The following is a 19,197-nucleotide window of genomic DNA, read 5'->3' as shown; positions in this document are numbered from 1 at the left end:
GCGGTCGGCTCCTCCGCCGGCGTCGCGGACTCCACCGCCGGCGTCGCCGGCGACGCCTCGCCGCCGCCCTCCGCGCCCTCCTCGCTCTCGGCGCCCTCCTCGTCCTCGGCGGCCGGCGCGCCGGCACGCTGGTCGAGCAGGTAGTAGTCGATCACCTGGCGCGCGATCGGCGCCGCCGACTGGGCGCCGAAGCCGCCGTTCTCGACCAGCACCGCGAGCGCGATCTTCGGATTCTCGGCCGGGGCGTAAGCGACGAACCAGGAGTGGTCGCGCAGGCGCTCGCGCACGCGGCCCTCGACGTAGCGCTGGCCGCGCAGCGAGAACACCTGGGCGGTGCCGGTCTTGCCGCCGACCGTGTAAGGCGCCCCCTTGAACGCGCGCTTGCCGGTGCCCGTGCGGTTGACGTCGACCATCGCGTCGAGCACCGCCCTCAGGTGCGCATCCCGCAGCGGAATCTGGCGCAGGGGCTCCGGTTCGACCGCACGCCGCTCGCCGGTGCGCGAATCGACCACGTACTTGACCACATGCGGGCGGTACAGACGGCCCCGGCTGACCAGCGCGGCGAGCGCGTTGGCGAGTTGCAGCGGCGTGTAGGCGTTGTAGCCCTGGCCGATGCCCACCGAGATCGTCTCGCCGCCGAACCAGCGCTGCTGCTCGGCCTTCTTGAAGCGCTTGCGCTTCCACTCCGGCGAGGGCAGCACGCCGGTGGCCTCCCCGGGCAGGTCGATGCCGGTGCGCTCGCCGAAGCCGAAGGGGGCCATGAAGCCGGCGATGCCCTCGATGCCGAGGTCGTTGGCGAGCTGGTAGTAATAGGTGTTGCACGACACCACGATCGACTTGTGCAGGTCCACCATGCCGTGGCCGCCGATCTTGTCGTCCATGAAACGGTGGCCGCCGGAGTTGAAGTAGCCGACGTCGTGGATCGCCTGCCGCGCGGTGCGCTTGCCGGTCTCGAGGCCGGCGAGCGCCATGAAGGGTTTGAAGGTGGAGCCGGGCGGATAGGTGGAATAGATCGCGCGGTGCAGCATCGGGTGGTCGGGCGAATCGTTGAGCGCCTTCCAGTCCTGGGTCGAGATGCCGTCGACGAAGAGGTTGGGGTCGTAGGTCGGCATCGACGCCAGCGCGAGCACGCCGCCGGTCGAGGGCTCGATCGCCACCAGGGCGCCGCGGCGATCACCGAAGGCCTTCTCGGCCACCTTCTGCAGTTCGATGTCGAGGGTCAGCTCGAGATCGTTGCCCGACGTCGCCGGAGTGTGCGACAGCGCGCGCACCGCGCGCCCGCCGGCGTTGACCTCGACCTGCTCGAAGCCGGTGGTGCCGTGCAACTCGTGCTCGTAGGACTGCTCCAGGCCGGCCTTGCCCATGTGCTGGCTGCCGCGGTAGTTGGCCGCGTTGCCGGCCTCCTCGATGCGCTCGACGTCGCGCTCGGTGATGCGGCCGATGTAGCCGATCACATGCGATGCGGTAGTTCCCTGCGGGTAGTCGCGCAGCAGGCGGGCCTTCACGTCGACGCCGGGCAGGCGGTAGCGCTGCGAGACCACGCGTGCGACCTCCTCGTCGGTGAGCCGGCTGCGCAGCGGCACGCTCTCGAAGTTGCGGCTCTCCTCGTAGAGCTTGCGGAAACGGCGGCGGTCGCGTCCGTCGATCGGCAGCAGGCTGGCGAGCTCGTCGAGCGTGGCGTCGAGGTCGCGCACCTGCGAGGGGGTGATCTCGAGCGTGTAGGTGGCGTAGTTGCGCGCCAGCACCACGCCCTTGCGATCGACGATGGTGCCGCGGTGCGGCACCACCGGCAGCAACGCGATGCGGTTGTCCTCGGCGCGGGTGAGGAAGTAGTCGTGGCGCTTGACCTGCAGGTGGTGGAAGCGCGCCGCGAGCAGACCGAAACAGACGAGCACGAACACCGCCGCCACCACGACGCGAAGCCGGAAGCGGGCCAGTTCGACCGCGGGCGCACGAAACTCGGTCATCGCCCGCCCGCCTCAGATCGGGCGATTGTCATCGCGCTCGTCCGGCTGGTACTGCGGCAGCAGCAGCAGGAAGGACAGCGGCGTCCACAGCAGCGCGCTGCCGAAGCTCGACAGGAAATACGCCCACCCGGGGAACTCCGCCCCCGCCACCAGGCGCACCAGCGCCATGATCGCCTGCGCCAGCAGCAGCAGGGGCAACACGTGCAGCGCCTGCTGCCAGGCGGGGAACCACAGCACGCGGCGGGCGAGCGCGTTGGCCAGATAAGCCAGCACGACATAGGCGAGCGCGTGCTGCCCCATCGCCGCGCCGAGGCCGACGTCCATCAGCAGGCCGAAGGCGAAACCCGCGCCCATGCCGATCGCGAGCGGCTCGCGCACGCACCAGAAGGCCAACGCCAGCGCTACCCAGTCGGGCAGGCCGGGCGTGCGTCCGGTGGGGATGTACTCCAGGCCGAGCGCGACGAACAGGCTCAGGTAGACGAACCACAGCTTGACCGGCTGCAGGATGCGGCTGGAACGGTTGGTGGGGTGCATGGTTCAGCGCCCTCCCGCGGGTTCGGGCGGCGGTGGAGGCGGCGGATACGCGGCGCGCCCGATCACCAGCACCTGCACGCTGCGCTCGATCGCCGCCAGCGGCTCGCATTCGATGCGCGCGAAGGCGTCCTGGTCGCGATCGACCCGGGTCACCGTCGCCACCGGCAGGCCGGGCACGAAGATGCCGTCGAGGCCCGAGGTGACGAGGCGGTCGCCGGGCTGGATATCGACCTCGGCGAGTACGTGGCGCATCTCCAGCATGCCGCGGCCGACGCCGTAGAGCACGCCGCGCACGCCGTTGCGCACCACGCTGACCGGAATCGACTGGTTGCGGTCGGTGAGCAGGGTGACTTCGGACTGGACCGGATGGACGCGGGTGACTTGGCCGATCACGCCGTTGGCGTCGAGCACCGCGAGACCGGCCTCGACACCCTGCTGGGTGCCGCGGTCGAGGATCACCTTGCGCGCGAAGGGGTCGGGCGCGTTGTAGAGGATGTCGGCGGCGATGCTCTTCGTCTGCACGCGCTGCGACATCTGCAGCAGCTCGCGCAGATGCAGGTTCTCCTGCTCGAGCTGCTCGAAGCGCAGCAGGCGTTCGCCGGCGCCGAGCTGGTGGCGGCGCAACTCTGCGTTCTCGAGCTGCACATCGACCAGGGTGCCGAAATAGCGCGAGGCGTTGCGCACCACGTCGGCCGGCGTCGACGCCGCCATCTGCAGCGGGTAGGTGACCACGGACAGCGCGTTGCGCAGCACCTCGAGATAGCGGAAGCGCAGGTCGGCCACGAGCAGCACGAGGCACAGCGCGACGAACACGAACAGGCGCGCCAAGGGTGCCGGGCCGCGCCGGAAGATGGGAGGGGGCTGATGGCCGACGAGAGACATCCGCTACGAACCAGGGCCGTCGGGTGGAGAGGAGAAACGCGCCCCGGCGCGCGCACCGGGGCCGGAGAGCGTCACTCGGACGTGAAGATGGAGGCGAGCTTGTCCATCTTGTCGAGCGCCATGCCGCAGCCGCGCGCGACGCAGGTCAGCGGTTCCTCGGCCACGACCACCGGCAGGCCGGTCTCTTCCATCAGCAGGCGGTCGAGATCGCGCACCAGGGCGCCACCGCCGGTGAGCATCATGCCGCGCTCGGCGATGTCGGCGCCGAGCTCGGGCGGCGTCTGCTCGAGGCCGATCTTGACCGCGGAGACGATCTGGTTGAGCGGCTCGGTGAGCGCCTCGAGGATCTCGTTGGACGAGATCGTGAAGCTGCGCGGGATGCCCTCGGCCAGGTTGCGGCCCTTGACCTCCATTTCGCGCACCTCGGAACCGGGGAAGGCGGAACCGATCTGCTTCTTGATCTTCTCGGCGGTGGTTTCGCCGATCAGCATGCCGTAGTTGCGGCGGATGTAATTGACGATGGACTCGTCGAACTTGTCGCCGCCGACACGGATGCTGCCGGAGTACACGATGCCGCCGAGCGAGATGACACCGACTTCGGTGGTGCCGCCGCCGATGTCGACCACCATCGAGCCGGTCGCGTCCGACACCGGCAGGCCGGCGCCGATCGCCGCGGCCATGGGTTCTTCGATGAGGAAGACCTGCGAGGCGCCGGCCGCCAGGGCCGCATCGCGGATCGCGCGGCGCTCGACCTGGGTCGAGCCGCAAGGCACGCAGATGATGATGCGCGGGGACGGCGAAAGCAGGCGGGAGTCGTGCACCTTCTTGATGAACTGCTTGATCATCTGTTCGGTAACGACGAAGTCGGCGATCACGCCGTCCTTCATCGGCCGGATGGCGGTGATGTTGCCCGGCGTCTTGCCGAGCATCTGCTTGGCCTGGTGGCCGACCGCCTGGATGGAGCGCTTGGCGTTGGGCCCCCCCTCGGTACGGATCGCCACCACCGAGGGTTCGTCCAGCACGATGCCCTTGCCGCGCACGTAGATCAGGGTATTGGCCGTGCCGAGGTCGATCGCGAGATCGTTGGAGAAATAGGAGCGCAGGAAACCGAACATGAAGCCTTCCGAAACCGGTGGAGTGGTCGAGCCGCGCGCAGTCGGCGCCCTGGGCGCGCTGCAACACGAAAACCCCGCCCGCTACCGCGAAGCGGTGTAGCCCCGGGCGGGGCAAAGACGATTATGATAACCTACAAACCTTTGTGGATTCAGCAGGTTTTGTTACGCCATGTCGCTCTCCAATGACCAGGTCGGGCACATCGCCCGCCTCGCGCGCATCGCGCTTTCCGACACCGAACTCGAAGCCACGCGCGCCAAGCTCGACGGAATCTTCGGCCTCATCGAGCAGATGCAGGCGGTCGACACCACCGGCGTGGAGCCGATGAGCCACCCGCAGGAGTTTCCCACCCGCCTGCGTCCCGACGTCGTCACCGAGACCGACCGCCGCGACGCCTTCCAGAAGGTCGCGCCGCAAACCGAGGCCGGCCTCTACCTGGTGCCGAAAGTCATCGAATGATCCGCTCCGCGGCCACCGTTCCCGTCGCTGCGCCCGCGCCCGTCCGCCCGGAGCGCGCCGCTGCGCCAACCTGCCCGACCGTAAAATGATCAACGCTTCCCTCCCGGAACTGCGCCGCGCGCTCGACGCCCGGCAGATCTCCGCCGTCGAACTCGCGGGCCTGTTCCTCGACCGCATCGACGCGCTCAACCCCGCGCTCAACGCCTTCATCACCGTCGACCGCGAAGGCGCGCTCGCCGCCGCGCGCGCGGCCGACGCGCGCATCGCCGCCGGCAGCGCCGGGCCGCTCACCGGCATCCCGCTCGCGCACAAGGACGTGTTCTGCACCGAGGGCGTGCTCACCACCTGCGGCTCGAAGATGCTGGCCAACTTCGTCAGCCCCTACGACGCCCACGTGGTGAGCCTGCTCGAGGCCGCCGGCGCGGTAAGCCTGGGCAAGGCCAACATGGACGAGTTCGCCATGGGCTCGTCGAACGAGAGCTCGTACTTCGGCGCGGTGAAGAACCCGTGGAACCTCGGCCGCATCCCCGGCGGCTCGTCCGGCGGCTCGGCCGCCGCGGTGGCGGCGCGCCTGGCGCCGATCGCCACCGGCACCGACACCGGCGGCTCGGTGCGCCAGCCCGCAGCCTACTGCGGCATCACCGGCATCAAGCCCACCTACGGCCTGGTGAGCCGCTACGGCATGATCGCCTACGCCTCCTCGCTCGACCAGGGCGGCGCCTTCGGCGCCAGCGCCGAGGACTGCGCGCTGCTGCTCGGGGCGATGACCGGCTTCGACGCGCGCGACTCCACCAGCCTGGAGCGCCCGACCGAGGACTACGCCGCCGCGCTCGCCGGCCCCGCTTGCGCCCGCCCGCTCGAAGGCCTGCGCATCGGCCTGCCGCGCGAGTTCTTCGCCGAGGGCATGTCCGACGACGTACGCGCCGCGGTCGAGGCGGCGGTCGAGCAGTACCGCGTGCTCGGCGCCACCACGGTCGAGGTCTCGCTGCCCAACGCGAAGCTGGCGATCCCGGCCTACTACGTGATCGCGCCGGCGGAATGCTCGAGCAACCTCAGTCGCTTCGATGGCGTGCGCTACGGCCACCGCGCCGCCGACTACGGCGACCTCGCCGACATGTACGCGAAGAGCCGCGCCGAGGGCTTCGGCGCCGAAGTCAAGCGCCGCATCCTGGTCGGCACCTACGTGCTCTCGCACGGCTACTACGATGCCTACTACCTGCAGGCGCAGCGCCTGCGCCGCCTGATCGCGCAGGACTTCCAGGCCGCGCTGCAACACTGCGACCTGATCGCCGGACCGACCACGCCGACCACGGCCTGGACGCTCGGCGAGAAGGCCGACGACCCGGTGCAGATGTACCTGTCCGACATCTACACCATCGCGGTGAACCTCGCCGGCCTGCCCGGACTGTCGCACCCGGTGGGCTTCGGCGCCGACGGCCTGCCGGTGGGCCTGCAGCTGATCGGCGACTATTTCGCCGAATCCCGCCTGCTGCACGCCGCACACCGCTTCCAGCACGCCACCGACTGGCACGCGCGCCGGCCGGCGTGCGCCGCGTGAGTTCCACGCAGTGAGCGCCCTGTCCCGCCCGACGCTGCGCCCGCTCCACGGCCGCCTCGCCGCACTGGCGGCGGCGGTGCTGCTGTCGGCCTGCGCGTTGCCGGTGCTGCCGCCTTCCGACGCGCCGATCAGCGACGAGGTGCTGGCCAGTCCGAGCTCGGCCGGCAAGCACCTGCGCCCGATGCCGTGGCGGCCGCTCGACGTGCGCGCCGACTGCCGCTTCCGCGACGAGGCCGGCTACACCACGCGCATCACGCTCGACATCGCGCAGTCCAAGGTCAACGCCTTCAACGCCGACGTCGACATCCCGCGCCGCGGCAGTTGCAGCTTCCACGGCCCATTCACGCAGACGCGCGAGAAGCCGAGCGTGCAGCTGCGCGCGCCCGACGGCTGCACGGTGGACATCTTCGAGCAGGGCAAGGCCGTCACCGTCGGCTTCGCCAACTGCGCCAGCCGCTGCACCCGCGGCGCCTCCGATTACCTGTGGCCGATCCTCGTCGATCGGACCAACGGCCAGTGCCACTGACCCCGGTGGCCGGCTGCACGCAACACGAGAACACACCATGAGCCGATCCGATTGGGAAGTCGTCATCGGGCTGGAAGTCCACGCCCAGCTCGACACCGCCAGCAAGATCTTTTCCGGCGCCAGCACCGCCTTCGGCGCCGAGCCCAACCGCCAGGCGAGCGCGGTGGACATCGCGCTCCCCGGCGTGCTGCCGGTGCTCAACCGCGGCGCGGTCGAGCGCGCGATCCGCTTCGGGCTGGCGATCGGCGCCCACGTGGCGGAAAAGAGCGTGTTCGCGCGCAAGAACTACTTCTACCCCGACCTCCCCAAGGGCTACCAGATCAGCCAGATGGACCTGCCGGTGGTAGTCGGCGGCACGATCACCATCCGCGTCGGCGAGGGCGAGTCGGCGTATGAGAAGACCGTGCGCCTGACCCGCGCCCACCTCGAGGAAGACGCGGGCAAGAGCCTGCACGAGGACTTCCACGGCATGACCGGCATCGACCTCAACCGCGCCGGCACGCCGCTGCTCGAGATCGTCTCCGAGCCCGACATGCGCTCGTCCGCCGAGGCCGTGGCCTATGCGCGCACGCTGCACGCGCTGGTGCGCTGGATCGACATCTGCGACGGCAACATGCAGGAAGGCTCGTTCCGCTGCGACGCCAACGTCTCGGTGCGCAGGAAGGGCGCGACCGAGTTCGGCACCCGGCGCGAGATCAAGAACCTCAACTCCTTCCGCTTCCTGCAGCAGGCGATCGACTACGAGGTGCAGTGGCAGATCGACACCCTCGAGGACGGCGGCCGCATCGAGCAGGCCACCGTGCTGTTCGACCCGGACACGGGCGAGACGCGCATGATGCGCAGCAAGGAAGACGCCCACGACTACCGCTACTTCCCCGACCCCGACCTGCTGCCGCTGATGATCGCGCCGGAGTGGAAGGCGCGCGTGCAGGCGGAGATGCCTGAGCTGCCGGGGGCGATGAAGGGGCGCTTCATGGACGACTGGGGGCTGTCGGCCTACGACGCGACCACGCTCACCGCCTCCAAGGAAGTCGCCGACTTCTACCAGGCCACGGTGTCGGCGGCCGGGGCCGCGCTCGCCAAGCCTTGCGCCAACTGGGTCATGGGCGAACTCGCCGCCCGCCTCAACAAGGCCGAGCTCGACGTCGCCGCCTCGCCGGTGTCGCCGGCGCAGCTCGCCGGCCTGGTGGCGCGCATCGCCGACAACACCATCTCCAACGCCATCGCCAGGAAGGTGTTCGAAGCGCTGTGGAACGGCGAGGGTGCGACGGCGGACGAAGTCATCGACAAGCAAGGCCTCAGGCAGGTGACGGACACCGGCGCGATCGAGGCCATGATCGACGAGGTGCTGGCGGCCAACCAGAAATCGGTGGAGGAATTCCGCGCCGGCAAGGAGAAGGCCTTCAACGCCCTGGTCGGCCAGGTCATGAAGGCGAGCAAGGGCAAGGCCGGCCCTGCCCAGGTCAACGCGCTGCTGAGGAAGAAGCTCGGCGCCTGAGCGGGAAAGCGGCCGCGAACGGAGGGTTTCACGATGTGCCAGTTGCTGGGCATGAACTGCAACGTGCCGACCGACATCTGTTTCTCGTTCGCGGGCTTCCGCGCGCGCGGCGGGCTCACCGACCACCACCGCGACGGCTGGGGGATCGCCTTCTTCGAGGGCCGCGGCGTGCGCGTCTTCCTCGACCCGGCGCCGAGCGCGCATTCGCCGGTGGCGGAGCTGGTGAATCGCTACCCGATCCGCTCGCTCAACGTCATCGCCCACATCCGCAAGGCCACCCAGGGCGAGATCCGGCTCGAGAACACCCACCCCTTCCAGCGCGAGCTGTGGGGACGCTACTGGATCTTCGCCCACAACGGCAACCTGAAGGACTTCGCGCCGCCGCTCTCGGGGCGCTTTCTGCCGGTCGGCAGCACCGACTCGGAGCTCGCCTTCTGCCACATCCTCGACACGCTGGCCGCGCGCTTTCCCGCGGGCAAGCCTGCGCCCGCGGAACTGCACGCGGCGCTGCGCGAGCTCGCGCGCGAGATCGGCAGCCGCGGCGAGTTCAACTTCCTGCTCTCGGACGGCGACTGGCTGTTCGCGCACTGCTCGTCGCGCTTGTGCTACATCGTCCGGCGCGCGCCCTTCGCCGAGGCCCACCTGGCCGACGAGGACCTCACGGTGGATTTCCGCCGCCTCACCGGTCCGCAGGACCGCGTCGCGGTGATCGCCACCACGCCGCTCACCGATAACGAGCACTGGACGCAAATCGCGCCGGGCAACCTGGTCGCCTTCCGCGACGGCGACACGATCGCGCTCGGGGAAACCGCCACCGTGGCGCAGGATTACCCGCGCCGGGGCATCGACAAGGCTCCGAGTGCGTAACAGTTCCTCGCCCGCCCGCAGCGTCGGGCCTAGATTGAAAATCCGTCGAACCCTCCGCAGCCGACCGAGAAACCCTCATGGATTGCCCCCTGTGCGCCCTGCCGTCCGAACTCGTCCTCTGGGAAGACGAGCGCTGCCGCGTCATCCGCGTCGATGACGCCGCCCACCCGGGCTTCTGCCGGGTGGTGTGGGGCGAGCACGTCGGCGAGATGACCGACCTCTCGCCGGCCGATCGCCGTCATCTTCTGGATGTGGTGATGGCCACCGAGGCGGCGCTGCGCAATCTGCTCGACCCGGACAAGATCAACCTGGCCAGCTTCGGCAACATGGTGCCGCACCTGCACTGGCACGTGATCCCGCGCTACCGCGACGACCGCCACTTCCCCGAGTCGGTGTGGGGCGCACCGCAGCGCGACGGCGTGATCCACCCCGCCGCCGACGCGGTCGCCCTCGCACGCGCGATCGACGGCGCGCTGCACCCGAGCGGACCGGACTGAGGACGCGCGAAGCCATGGACTACAGCCAGCCCGCGGTCTGCCTCGCCCTGCTGCAGAAGCTGCACCCGACCGATTTCCGCGCCACGCATGCCAGCCTGGGTCGCATCGTCAACGGCCTGCTGGAGGCCTCCCCGGCGCCCAACCAGCACCTCGAGGTGCTGGAGGCCGCGCGCGAGACGCTCGCCTTCGTGCAGGGCGAGATGGCGCACGCTTATGCGATCCACCCGCAACCTCCGGCGCGCAACCAGGAGGGCGGCGCGCTCGAGCGCGTGGTCTCGCTGTGGAAGGCGGTGGCGCGCTCCTACGCACGCATCGCCGACGCCGACGCGCGCGAAGGCACGCTCGAGGACCAGCGTGCGCTGCTCGCCCAGCGCCGGGTGTTCTACGAGGGCCTCGTGCTGGTCGAGTATTACCGCGCCCACCTCGAGTTGCCGCAAGGGTTGTGGCGGGCGGTGCATGTCGCCTACAACGATGCCGTGCGCAACGGACTCGCACAGGTACGCGTGACCGACCCGCTCAACGAGGTCTGGCGTGCACAGAGTGCCCAGGAAGCCTACGTCGCCACCCTGCTCGCCGAGCTCGCCAACCCCTATGGCCGCGGCGAGCGCGAACTGAACTGGGTCGTGCGCTGGGCGCAGCGCTTTGCGCCCTATTGCACGCTCGACACCGGCATCGAGGGACACAAGCCCAGCACCTACGGCATCGACACCGACGGCGACAGCGGCCTGCGCCCCCTTGGGCTGCTCGCGCGCACGCCTACCGTGCTGCGCTTCGACGGCAGCGGGCTCGCCACCCAGATCCAGGCCGTCCTCGCGCAGTTCAAGCGTGGTGTCACGCCCGCCTCGCTCGGGCTCGGCAACGACTGCTCGGCCAGTTCCAGCGCGCGCCTGCTGCTGTCGCTCTACCGCCCGTGGGGACTGGCGGCTTCCGGGCGGCGCTTCCCGCGCCGGCAGAAAGCCGGAGCGATCGACTTCACCGGCGACTGGCTCGCGATCGGCTACGCGATCAAGGGCGAGCTCTTCCAGCAACCCGTCGGCGAGCAACGGGCGCGCGCCTTCCGCGACGACATCTCCCTGCTCACCTTCGGCGAGCGCGTGGCCACGGTCGATGGCAGCACCTCGGAGAGCCGGCGACGCGAGGCGCAGGCCGCGGACCTGGGCATGGAGTGCGAGCGCTGGGAACTGATGGACCAGTCGGTGGGCGGCTTCCGCCTGCGCCGCAGCGGCAACGGGGCGCGCCTGGACCACCACCAGCTCGTCGGCATCCGCCCGCCCGACGCCGATCAGCTGCTGATCGCCGATCTGAGCTGGCTGATGTACCGCACCGACGGCACGCTGGAAGTCGGCGTCAACGTGCTGCCCGGCGTACCGCGGGTGGTCGGGGTGCGGCGCACGGCTGCACGCACGGGAGCGCGCGAACCCTTCCACCAGGCCTTCGTGCTGCCGCCCTCGCCCGCGCTCAAGACCGCAGGCGCGCTCGTGCTGCCGCCCGCCTGGTTCAAGAAGGACCGCATCGTCGAGGTACGGGACGGCGAGGAGCGTCAGCAGGTGCGCCTGCTCAAGGTGCTGATGCGTGGCGCGAACTTCGACCAGTGCAGCTTCGTGCCGGTCGAGCAGGAAGTCAGGCCGGCCTGACCCGTGCCGGCGTGAAGCGCAGCGTGAAGCGGCTGCCCCGCCCCGGTTCGCTCTCGATGGCGAGTTCGCCCTGGTGGCGCGTGGTGACGTGCTTGACGATCGCCAGCCCCAGCCCTGTGCCCCCGGTCTCGCGCGACCGCCCGCGATCCACCCGGTAAAAGCGTTCGGTCAGGCGCGGGATGTGCGCCGAGTCGATGCCGATGCCGTCGTCCGCGACCCAGAATTCGCCACCACCCGCACCGCTGCGCCAGCCGATCTCGATGTGGCCGCCGGCCGGCGTGTAGCGCACCGCGTTGCTGGCCAGGTTGGAGAAGGCGCTGCGCAATTCCTTGTGGCTGCCGAGGAGTTCGCCGCCACCCTCGAGCACCAGGCGCACCTCGTGACGGCCCGCGGAGAGCAGTTCGCAATCGCGCACGACGTCGCGCACCAGCGCCTGGGCATCCACCTGCTCTTCCGCCGGCGCGGGCGCCCCGGTCTCGAGCGCCGACAAGGTCAGCAACTCCTCGATCAGGCGCTGCATGCGCGAGGACTGTTCGCTGGCGAGGCTCAGGTACTGCAGCACCTCGTCGCGCCCGAAGTCGTCGAGGCCGTCGATCAGGGTCTCGAGGAAGCCGCAGACCACGGTCAGCGGGGTCCGCAGCTCGTGCGACACGTTGGAGACGAAGTCGCGCCGCATGGTCTCCAGGCGCTCGAGCTGGGAGACGTCGCGCGACAGCACCATGCGCCGGTTGCCAGCGAAGCCGATGACCTGCACCTGCAGGCTGCGCTCGCGCCGGCGCAGCGAGCGCATCACCAGCGGTTCGGCATACTCGCGCCCGGCAAGGTAGCGGACGAACTCGGGCTGGCGCACCAGGCCGGGCAAGGCCATGCGCAGGTCCTTGCGGCGGTCGAGGTCGAAGTGCTGCTCGGCCATCGGATTCATCCACTCGATGGTGTCGTCCTCGGCGAGGTAGATCACGCCGTCGGGCATGGCCAGCGCGGCTTGCTGGAAGCGGCCGAGTTCGGCCGAGAGGCGCTCCTTGACCTCGCACTCGCTCTGCATGCGGTCGCCGATCTCGGCGAAGATCCGCCCCCACAGGCCCTCGACCTGCGGCACCGGGGTGCCCACCGGCTGGCGCGCCCAGATGACGAGCTGGCGCAGGTTGTGCACCAGCATGATCGTCCAGCCGACCAGCCCGACCACCAGCAGGGCGAGTGCGGCATCGCTGCCGCGGTAGGCGGCGGCCAGGGCCGCCAGGACCATCAGCGTCCCCAGCGGCAGGACGATGACGAGGGCGACGTAGCTGAGCGGGCGGCGGATCACTGGGAGCGGATCACGGGACGGATCGGGGGTGCGCTCAGGAGGCGGCCGCGGCTTGCGCGGTGTGCACCGAAAAACGATAGCCGCTGCCGCGCACGGTCTGGATCAGCGCGTCGTGCGCGCTGGGTTCGAGCGCGCAGCGCAGGCGGCGGATGTGCACATCCACCGTGCGCTCCTCGACGAAGACATGGTCTCCCCACACCTGGTCGAGCAGCTGCGCACGCGAATGCACGCGCTCGGGATGGGTCATGAGGAAATGCAGCAGGCGGAACTCGGTCGGTCCGAGCGCGAGCGCGGTCTCGCCCGCGCTGACACGGTGGGTGGCGGGGTCCAGGCGCAGGCCGCCGAGCTCGACCACGTCCTCGGTGGTCTGCGGCGCACGCCGGCGCAGCACCGCCTTGATGCGCGCGACCAGCTCGCGCGGGCTGAAGGGCTTGGTGACGTAGTCGTCGGCACCGACCTCGAGCGCGGTGACCTTGTCCTGCTCCTCGCCGCGCGCGGTCAGCATGATGATCGGGATGTCGCGGGTGCGCTCGTCGGCACGCAGCCGGCGGGCGAATTCGACGCCCGAGGCGCCGGGCAGCATCCAGTCCAGCAGCACCAGATCGGGCAGCGCCTCGCGCACGATGCGTTGCGCGCTCTCGGCGTCGTTGGCGCGCACCACGTGGTGGCCGGCGCGGGCGAGGTTGGCCGCGATCAGCTCCTGGATCGCCGGCTCGTCTTCCACGAGCAATATGTTCGCTGGCATGCCTGTGCTCCCTGAAAAATGCCCGTGAAGTGTATTGCAGCTCCTTGAAGCTTTGATGACACGTCATCGAAGCGCAATGCACAATCCCCGCGCGCCTCCGTCCAGGCCGGACAAGAGGCGTGCGGGGCGGGCGAAGCGCGCCATCGTGGGGCGCCACGCGGGCAGGATGCTTGCGGTCGCCCCCTCGCAGAGGGCGCGGCACAGGGCGAACGGAACACCAGGCTACAAGGATTCAGCCTCCCTGCCAGAGCGCGTCGACCGTCCGCGGCGCCAGCGCCAGCAGCACCCGGCGCCGATAGCCGACGCCGGTGACGGTGGTCTTGAGCACGTTCGAGGTCTTGCGCACCAGCTGGGACAGGGTCTCGGCGGCGGCGGCATCCCAGCGCCCTCCCACGAGCTCGTCCGTGGGCACGCGCAGCGGGGCGGAGTTGGTGCCGGTAATCGCTACCTTCAGGCCGGCGACCCGGTCTCCGTCACGGCGCAGGGCGACGGCGACCCCCGCGAGCGGAAAATCGACGGCGTCGCGGATGCGTGCCTTGGCGTAGACGGTCCTCCAGCCGCTGGCGGGGGGAACCTCCACGGCCACGACCAGTTCGCCCCGTCCGAGGCTCAGGTGCCCCGCCCCGTCTTCGCGGAACAATTCCTCCACCGCGAGGCTGCGCCTGCCCGCGGGCCCCGCGATCTCGACACGCGCGCCCAGCACCATCAGCGCCGGGGCGACGTCGCCGTGGTAGGTGGCGTAGCAGCGATCGTTCTTGACGATGACGTGGCACTTGTCGCCCTGGTACTTGAGGCAGTAGCCGTTGCCGGCACGCCACCACTCGCTCTGGTTGTAGAAGATGCAGCGCGTGTCCTGGCACAGGTTGCCGCCCAAAGTGGCCGCGGCGCGGTGGGTCGGACCCGCGACCGCCGCGGCCGCCTCGGCCAGTGCCGGCCAGGCGTTGCGGACGAGCCCGTGCTCGGCGATGGCCTCCAGCGTGGCGCCGGCACCGATGCGCAGGCTGCCGTCGGCGAGGATGGAGATCGTCTCCAGGCCCCCGATTCCGGTCAGATCCACCAGCACGGCGGGCTGTCCCAGGCCGCGACGAAGATTGGGCAGCAGGTCGGTGCCGGCAGCCAGGGGAACGGCCCCGTCGGCGGCCAGCGCACTGACCGCGTCGGCCAGGGTGGCGGGGCGATGGGTGCGGAAATCGGCGAGGATGTTCATGCTGCGGCTTCCTTGGCGTCGAGCAGTTCGGTGATGCGGTCGGGGCTGAGCGGGAATTCGGTGGCGCGCACGCCGACCGCTTCGTATACCGCCTCCTGGACGGCGGGGAGGAAGCCGGCCAGCATGCCTTCCGAGGCTTCCTTGGCGCCGAACGGGCCGTTGGGGTCGAGGCTCTCGACGATGATCACCTCGATGTCGGGGCTCTCCATCATGGTTGGGACGCGGTAATCCAGGATGTTGCCATGCAGCATCCTGCCCTTGTCATAGACGATCTCTTCCGACAGCGCCTGGCCCATGCCCATCCACACGCCGCCTTGCGTCTGCCCTTCCACCGCGAGCGGGTTGAGCGCCTTGCCCACATCGACCGCCACCCACACCTTGTGCGCGGTGACCTTGCCGGTGATCTCGTCCACCGAGGCCTCGACCACCTGGGCGGCGTAGCAGAAGCCCATGGTGGCGCCGATCGCGCTGCCGCGGATGCGCTTGTCGCCCTGGAACTCGGTCGGGCAGGTGAAGGTGCCCTTCACGGTGATGGTGCCGGAGTCGACCATCGCGGCCTTGACCACCTCCTGGAAGGTAAGCCCGGGGTCCTGGCTGCCCGACACCATGAACAGCTCGTCGATGACCTCGATGTCTTCCTCGCGGGCGTCGAGCTTCTTCGCCGCCGCCTTGACCAGGATGCCCTTGAGCTCCTCGGCGGCGGAGATCGACGCGTTGCCGACCATGAAGGTGACGCGCGAGGAATACGAGCCGTTGTCCTTGGGCGTCAGCGCGCTGTCGGCGGAGATCACCCGGATACGGTCGAGGCGCACGCCCAGGACCTCGGCGGCCACCTGCGAGGCCATGGTGTTGGAGCCCTGGCCGATGTCGGCTGCGCCGGTCAGCAGGGTGATGCCGCCGTCGAAGTCGAGCTTGAGGTTGACCGTGGCGTGGGGTTCGCCCGTCCAGTGCTTGGGCGTCGAGGTCCCCGACACGAAATGCGACAGCGCGATGCCGAGGCCGCGCCCCTTGGGCAGCCTGCCCTTGCGTTCCTCCCAGCCCGAGGCGGCCTTGACCTTCTCGAGGCACTCCGGCACGCCATAGCTCATCACCCGCTGGGCGTACATGGTGACGTAGGGGATCTCCGGCAGCATGTTGATCTGGCGGATGCGCAGCGAGTCGATGCCGAGCTCCTCGGCCATCTCGGTCAGCAGCGCCTCGAAGGCGGCGCGGGTGTCCACGGTGCCGTGGCCGCGCATCGCGCCGCTCGGCGGCAGGTTGGTGTACACGCGCCAGGCGTCGTGCTTGATCGCCGGGATGTGGTAGAGCCCGTGCATCAGCGCGCCGCTGTAGAGGATGGTGATGATGCCGTAGCCGGCATACGCACCGCCGGCCTGGGTGGCCTCGAGCACGAGGGCGGCGATCTTGCCGTCCTTCTTGAGGCCGAGCTTCATCTTCACCTCGGTCCACGGTCGCCCGCGATGCGCGATGAAGGTTTCCTCGCGGGTCTGCATCAGGCGCACCGTGCCCCGGGCCTTGCGCGCGAGCAGCGCGGCGATGATCTCGAAGTGCAGGGTCTCGGTGCGGGCGCCGAAGCCCCCGCCCAGGAAGGGCTTGATCACGCGGATGCGGGCCGAGTCCATCTGCAGGCAGGCCGCCACCTTCAGGTGAACGTAGTAGGGCACCTGGGTGGTGGTGTTCAGCGTCAGCATGTCGCGCACCGGGTCGTACTCGGCCAGGGTGGCGTTGAGCTCCATGTGGACGTGGTTGACCCCGGCGAAGGTGTAGGTCTTCTCGCGGATCAGGTCGGCCTCGGCGAAGGCCGCGGCGACGTCGCCGAACTCGGCGTGCACCTCGCGCAGCACGTTGTCGGGCTTGTCGTCGTGGATCGCGACCGCCCCCGCCTTGCGCGCCGCCTTGGGGGTGAAATACGCGGGCAGGACCTCGTAGTCGACCCGGATCAGGCCGAGGGCCTTCTCCGCCGTCGCCTCGTCGATCGCGGCGACCGCTGCGACCGGATCGCCGCGATAGCGCACCTTCTCGCGCGCGAGCGGGTATTCGTTCTCGGCGATCGGCAGCACGCCGTAGGGCACCGGGGTCTCGGCACCGGTGCAGACCGCGAACACCCCCTCCAGCGCCTCGGCCGCCGCGGTGTCGATGGACAGGATGCGGGCGTGGGCGTGCGGCGAGCGCAGGATGCGTCCGACCAAGGCGCCGGGGGCGGCGATGTCCGCCGTGTATTTGGCCTTGCCGGTGACCTTCTCCACCCCGTCGACCAAGGGCGTGCGGGCGCCGACCGTGCCATTCCTGGGGAGCCTCGGGTTCATTTCGCCTCCTCCGCGCACAGCCGGGCCGCCGCCGCGGCCTCCACGGACTCGATGATCTTCACGTACCCGGTGCAGCGGCACAGATTGCCGGCCAGCGCCGTCTTGATCTCCTCGCGCGAGGGATCGGGGTTCTTGCGCAGCAAGGCTTCGGACGCCATCAGCATGCCCGGCGTGCAGAAGCCGCACTGGGTACCCAGCTTCTCGTGGAATGCGGCCTGCAGTTTCGAGAGCGTGCCGTGGGTCGACAGCGACTCGACGGTCTCGACCTTCCGGCCGGCGACCTGGTGGGCCAGGGTGGAACAGGCGAGGCGGGGGCGATCGTCCACCAGGACGGTGCAGGCGCCGCATTCGCCGCCATCGCAGCCCTGCTTGGTCCCGGTGAGGCCGACCGCTTCGCGCAGGTAATCCAGCAGCAGCATGTTGTCGGGGACGAGGTCCTCACGGAGACGCCCGTTGAGGGTCAGGCGAAGGATGTTCTTCAAGATTCGGCTCCTATTCCCGCGCGAGCGGTCGGGGTTTCACTGTCTGGTCGGTAAAGTCGGGTCAGCAGCGCGATCAGCGTGGCGCGCTCGGTGTCGTCGAGGCGCGCCGAGAAGACCCGGTCCTGGCGTATCACGGCGTCCTGGATACGCCGTAGCGCCCGCGCGCCGGTCGCCGTCATGTGCAGCCGGTACCGCCTGCGATCGGTCGGAGAGGCGTCACGGACGATCAAGCCTTTCCCCTCCAGCCGATCGACGACCTTGACGATCGAGGAGCGGTCGACATCCATCGCGACCGCCAGCGCGCTTTGGCTCAGCCCGGGGTTGTTGTCGATCGCCTGGAGCATGCCGTAGAGGCCGGGCGTGATCCCTTCCACCGCACCGACGGCATGGGCGAAGTGCTTGAACGCGGCAAGCTGCGCGCAGCGCAGGTGGAAGCCGAGTTCGTCGGCCATGGGACCATGGGAAACCACTGCCGGCTTGCCTGGGTTCGGATCATCCGGGGGCATGCTATTGGCGCCTCAAATTGTTTGTGTTCCAATTGTTGCTCCAACAAACTTTTTCTGCAACTGGATTGTTTGCCGATTCGCCAGGACCGCCCTTGCCTCCTCCACACCCGGGAGCCCTCGATGACCGAAATCCCGATGACAGCCGCAGGCCCTCTTCCGCCCCTGCCCGATACCGAATGTCCAGTGCGCGAGGCCTTCGGGCTGGACAGCGACATGAGGGTGCCGGCCTTCAGCCGGGGCAGCGAGCATGTGCCGCCACGCGACGACACCTACCGCTTCGATCCCGATACGACCTTGGCCATCCTGGCGGGCTTCGCCTTCAACCGGCGGGTGATGATCCAGGGCTATCACGGCACCGGAAAATCGACCCACATCGAGCAGGTCGCCGCACGCCTGAACTGGCCGTGCGTGCGCATCAACCTCGACAGCCACGTCAGCCGCATCGACCTGATCGGCAAGGACGCCATCGTGCTGCGCGACGGCAAGCAGGTGACCGAGTTCCGCGAGGGCATCCTGCCCTGGGCCCTGCAACATGCCTGCGCACTGGTCTTCGACGAATACGACGCCGGCCGGCCCGACGTGATGTTCGTGATCCAGCGCGTACTGGAGGTCGAGGGCAGGCTCACGCTGCTCGATCAGTCGCGGGTGATCCATCCGCATCCGGCGTTTCGCCTGTTCGCCACCGCCAACACCATCGGCCTGGGCGACACCACCGGGCTCTATCACGGCACCCAACAGATCAACCAGGCCCAGATGGACCGCTGGAACATCGTCGCGACCCTGAACTACCTCGACCACGATGCCGAGGTGGAGATCGTCGTCGCCAAGATGCCCGCATACGACACGAAAGCCGGACGCGCCCGCGTCGGCGCCATGGTGATGCTGGCCGGACTGACCCGCAGCGGCTTCATCGACGGCGACCTGTCGACGGTCATGTCGCCGCGCACGGTGCTGACCTGGGCCGAGAACGCGCTGATCTTCGCGGACCTTCGCTTCGCATTCCGGGTCAGCTTCCTGAACCGGTGCGACGAGATCGAGCGCGCGGTGGTGGCCGAGTACTACCAGCGCTGTTTCGGCGAGGAGCTGATCGATCCGCGCGCCGCCGCGGGCTGA

Annotated in this window: 18 protein-coding genes; 8 read left to right on the top strand and 10 right to left on the bottom strand. The window is 69.5% G+C overall.

Annotated features, from left to right (window positions below):
* The 4 genes from mrdA to C665_RS05060 form a co-directional block, all read right to left on the bottom strand.
* The coding region (gene mrdA / locus C665_RS05075) for a penicillin-binding protein 2 (RefSeq protein ID WP_004301682.1) at positions 1 to 1,967 on the bottom strand (1,967 nt) is incomplete at its 3' end.
* A gap of 12 nt (positions 1,968 to 1,979) precedes the next feature.
* A complete protein-coding gene (mreD, locus tag C665_RS05070; RefSeq protein ID WP_004301680.1) occupies positions 1,980 to 2,501 on the bottom strand; it encodes a rod shape-determining protein MreD in 522 nt (173 codons plus the stop codon).
* Positions 2,502 to 2,504: 3 nt separating this feature from the next.
* Positions 2,505 to 3,383 carry a rod shape-determining protein MreC gene (gene mreC / locus C665_RS05065; protein WP_012584308.1) on the bottom strand — a complete coding sequence of 293 codons (879 nt, stop codon included), beginning with the start codon at positions 3,381 to 3,383 and terminating at the stop codon, positions 2,505 to 2,507.
* 71 nt (positions 3,384 to 3,454) lie between these two features.
* Positions 3,455 to 4,498: a rod shape-determining protein gene (locus C665_RS05060; protein ID WP_004301678.1), complete on the bottom strand. Its 1,044-nt coding sequence runs from the start codon at positions 4,496 to 4,498 to the stop codon at positions 3,455 to 3,457.
* A gap of 169 nt (positions 4,499 to 4,667) precedes the next feature.
* Between C665_RS05060 and gatC the strand changes: the two genes are divergently transcribed.
* From gatC to C665_RS05025, 7 genes are all read left to right on the top strand, one after another.
* Positions 4,668 to 4,955: an Asp-tRNA(Asn)/Glu-tRNA(Gln) amidotransferase subunit GatC gene (gatC, locus tag C665_RS05055; protein ID WP_004301676.1), complete on the top strand. Its 288-nt coding sequence runs from the start codon at positions 4,668 to 4,670 to the stop codon at positions 4,953 to 4,955.
* An 85-nt stretch (positions 4,956 to 5,040) separates the two neighbouring features.
* Positions 5,041 to 6,513: an Asp-tRNA(Asn)/Glu-tRNA(Gln) amidotransferase subunit GatA gene (gene gatA / locus C665_RS05050; protein ID WP_004301674.1), complete on the top strand. Its 1,473-nt coding sequence runs from the start codon at positions 5,041 to 5,043 to the stop codon at positions 6,511 to 6,513.
* A gap of 10 nt (positions 6,514 to 6,523) precedes the next feature.
* Positions 6,524 to 7,039 carry a hypothetical protein gene (locus C665_RS05045; protein ID WP_004301672.1) on the top strand — a complete coding sequence of 172 codons (516 nt, stop codon included), beginning with the start codon at positions 6,524 to 6,526 and terminating at the stop codon, positions 7,037 to 7,039.
* Positions 7,040 to 7,076: 37 nt separating this feature from the next.
* Positions 7,077 to 8,537: an Asp-tRNA(Asn)/Glu-tRNA(Gln) amidotransferase subunit GatB gene (gatB, locus tag C665_RS05040; RefSeq protein WP_004301670.1), complete on the top strand. Its 1,461-nt coding sequence runs from the start codon at positions 7,077 to 7,079 to the stop codon at positions 8,535 to 8,537.
* 33 nt (positions 8,538 to 8,570) lie between these two features.
* Entirely contained in the window at positions 8,571 to 9,404 is an 834-nt protein-coding gene (locus C665_RS05035) for a class II glutamine amidotransferase (RefSeq protein ID WP_004301668.1), read from the top strand.
* 77 nt (positions 9,405 to 9,481) lie between these two features.
* A complete protein-coding gene (locus C665_RS05030) occupies positions 9,482 to 9,901 on the top strand; it encodes an HIT family protein (protein WP_004301666.1) in 420 nt (139 codons plus the stop codon).
* 14 nt (positions 9,902 to 9,915) lie between these two features.
* A complete protein-coding gene (locus tag C665_RS05025) occupies positions 9,916 to 11,535 on the top strand; it encodes a cyclic-di-GMP receptor FimW-related protein (RefSeq protein ID WP_004301661.1) in 1,620 nt (539 codons plus the stop codon).
* Here the strand turns inward: C665_RS05025 and phoR are convergent.
* From phoR to C665_RS04995, 6 genes are all read right to left on the bottom strand, one after another.
* Complete coding sequence (gene phoR, locus C665_RS05020; protein ID WP_004301655.1) at positions 11,522 to 12,838, bottom strand: phosphate regulon sensor histidine kinase PhoR; 1,317 nt, start codon at positions 12,836 to 12,838, stop codon at positions 11,522 to 11,524. The genes C665_RS05025 and phoR overlap by 14 nt on opposite strands.
* 34 nt (positions 12,839 to 12,872) lie before the next feature.
* Entirely contained in the window at positions 12,873 to 13,583 is a 711-nt protein-coding gene (phoB, locus tag C665_RS05015; RefSeq protein WP_004301653.1) for a phosphate regulon transcriptional regulator PhoB, read from the bottom strand.
* A 232-nt stretch (positions 13,584 to 13,815) separates the two neighbouring features.
* Entirely contained in the window at positions 13,816 to 14,790 is a 975-nt protein-coding gene (gene hcrB / locus C665_RS05010; protein WP_004301651.1) for a 4-hydroxybenzoyl-CoA reductase subunit beta, read from the bottom strand.
* Positions 14,787 to 17,096, bottom strand: a complete 2,310-nt coding sequence (gene hcrA, locus C665_RS05005) for a 4-hydroxybenzoyl-CoA reductase subunit alpha (protein ID WP_004301650.1) — start codon at positions 17,094 to 17,096, stop codon at positions 14,787 to 14,789. The genes hcrB and hcrA overlap by 4 nt, the downstream gene beginning before the upstream one ends.
* Positions 17,093 to 17,578 (bottom strand): 4-hydroxybenzoyl-CoA reductase subunit gamma, encoded by a 486-nt coding sequence (gene hcrC, locus C665_RS05000; RefSeq protein ID WP_004301648.1) that lies wholly within the window; start codon positions 17,576 to 17,578, stop codon positions 17,093 to 17,095. Before hcrC ends, hcrA begins: the two co-directional genes overlap by 4 nt.
* Positions 17,575 to 18,030 (bottom strand): MarR family winged helix-turn-helix transcriptional regulator, encoded by a 456-nt coding sequence (locus tag C665_RS04995; RefSeq protein WP_004301646.1) that lies wholly within the window; start codon positions 18,028 to 18,030, stop codon positions 17,575 to 17,577. Before C665_RS04995 ends, hcrC begins: the two co-directional genes overlap by 4 nt.
* 174 nt (positions 18,031 to 18,204) lie before the next feature.
* Here C665_RS04995 and cobS point away from each other — a divergent pair, with 174 nt between their 5' ends.
* Positions 18,205 to 19,197, top strand: a complete 993-nt coding sequence (gene cobS / locus C665_RS04990; RefSeq protein ID WP_012584304.1) for a cobaltochelatase subunit CobS — start codon at positions 18,205 to 18,207, stop codon at positions 19,195 to 19,197.

The organism is Thauera aminoaromatica S2 (genome assembly GCF_000310185.1).
In the GTDB taxonomy this organism is placed as follows: Bacteria; Pseudomonadota; Gammaproteobacteria; order Burkholderiales; family Rhodocyclaceae; genus Thauera; species Thauera aminoaromatica.
Note: the sequence above shows the minus strand (reverse complement) of the source record. Positions and strands in the feature narration are given on the sequence as shown.

Excerpts from the sequence above, each read along its gene's own strand:
- C665_RS05025 (WP_004301661.1), top strand. The coding sequence starts at position 9,916 with ATGGACTACAGCCAGCCCGCGGTCTGCCTCGCCCTGCTGCAGAAGCTG.
- mreD (WP_004301680.1), bottom strand. The coding sequence starts at position 2,501 with ATGCACCCCACCAACCGTTCCAGCCGCATCCTGCAGCCGGTCAAGCTG.
- hcrB (WP_004301651.1), bottom strand. The coding sequence starts at position 14,790 with ATGAACATCCTCGCCGATTTCCGCACCCATCGCCCCGCCACCCTGGCC.
- C665_RS05060 (WP_004301678.1), bottom strand. The coding sequence starts at position 4,498 with ATGTTCGGTTTCCTGCGCTCCTATTTCTCCAACGATCTCGCGATCGAC.
- gatA (WP_004301674.1), top strand. The coding sequence starts at position 5,041 with ATGATCAACGCTTCCCTCCCGGAACTGCGCCGCGCGCTCGACGCCCGG.
- C665_RS05030 (WP_004301666.1), top strand. The coding sequence starts at position 9,482 with ATGGATTGCCCCCTGTGCGCCCTGCCGTCCGAACTCGTCCTCTGGGAA.
- C665_RS05035 (WP_004301668.1), top strand. The coding sequence starts at position 8,571 with ATGTGCCAGTTGCTGGGCATGAACTGCAACGTGCCGACCGACATCTGT.
- phoB (WP_004301653.1), bottom strand. The coding sequence starts at position 13,583 with ATGCCAGCGAACATATTGCTCGTGGAAGACGAGCCGGCGATCCAGGAG.
- gatB (WP_004301670.1), top strand. The coding sequence starts at position 7,077 with ATGAGCCGATCCGATTGGGAAGTCGTCATCGGGCTGGAAGTCCACGCC.
- gatC (WP_004301676.1), top strand. The coding sequence starts at position 4,668 with ATGTCGCTCTCCAATGACCAGGTCGGGCACATCGCCCGCCTCGCGCGC.
- C665_RS04995 (WP_004301646.1), bottom strand. The coding sequence starts at position 18,030 with ATGGCCGACGAACTCGGCTTCCACCTGCGCTGCGCGCAGCTTGCCGCG.
- hcrA (WP_004301650.1), bottom strand. The coding sequence starts at position 17,096 with ATGAACCCGAGGCTCCCCAGGAATGGCACGGTCGGCGCCCGCACGCCC.
- mreC (WP_012584308.1), bottom strand. The coding sequence starts at position 3,383 with ATGTCTCTCGTCGGCCATCAGCCCCCTCCCATCTTCCGGCGCGGCCCG.
- cobS (WP_012584304.1), top strand. The coding sequence starts at position 18,205 with ATGACCGAAATCCCGATGACAGCCGCAGGCCCTCTTCCGCCCCTGCCC.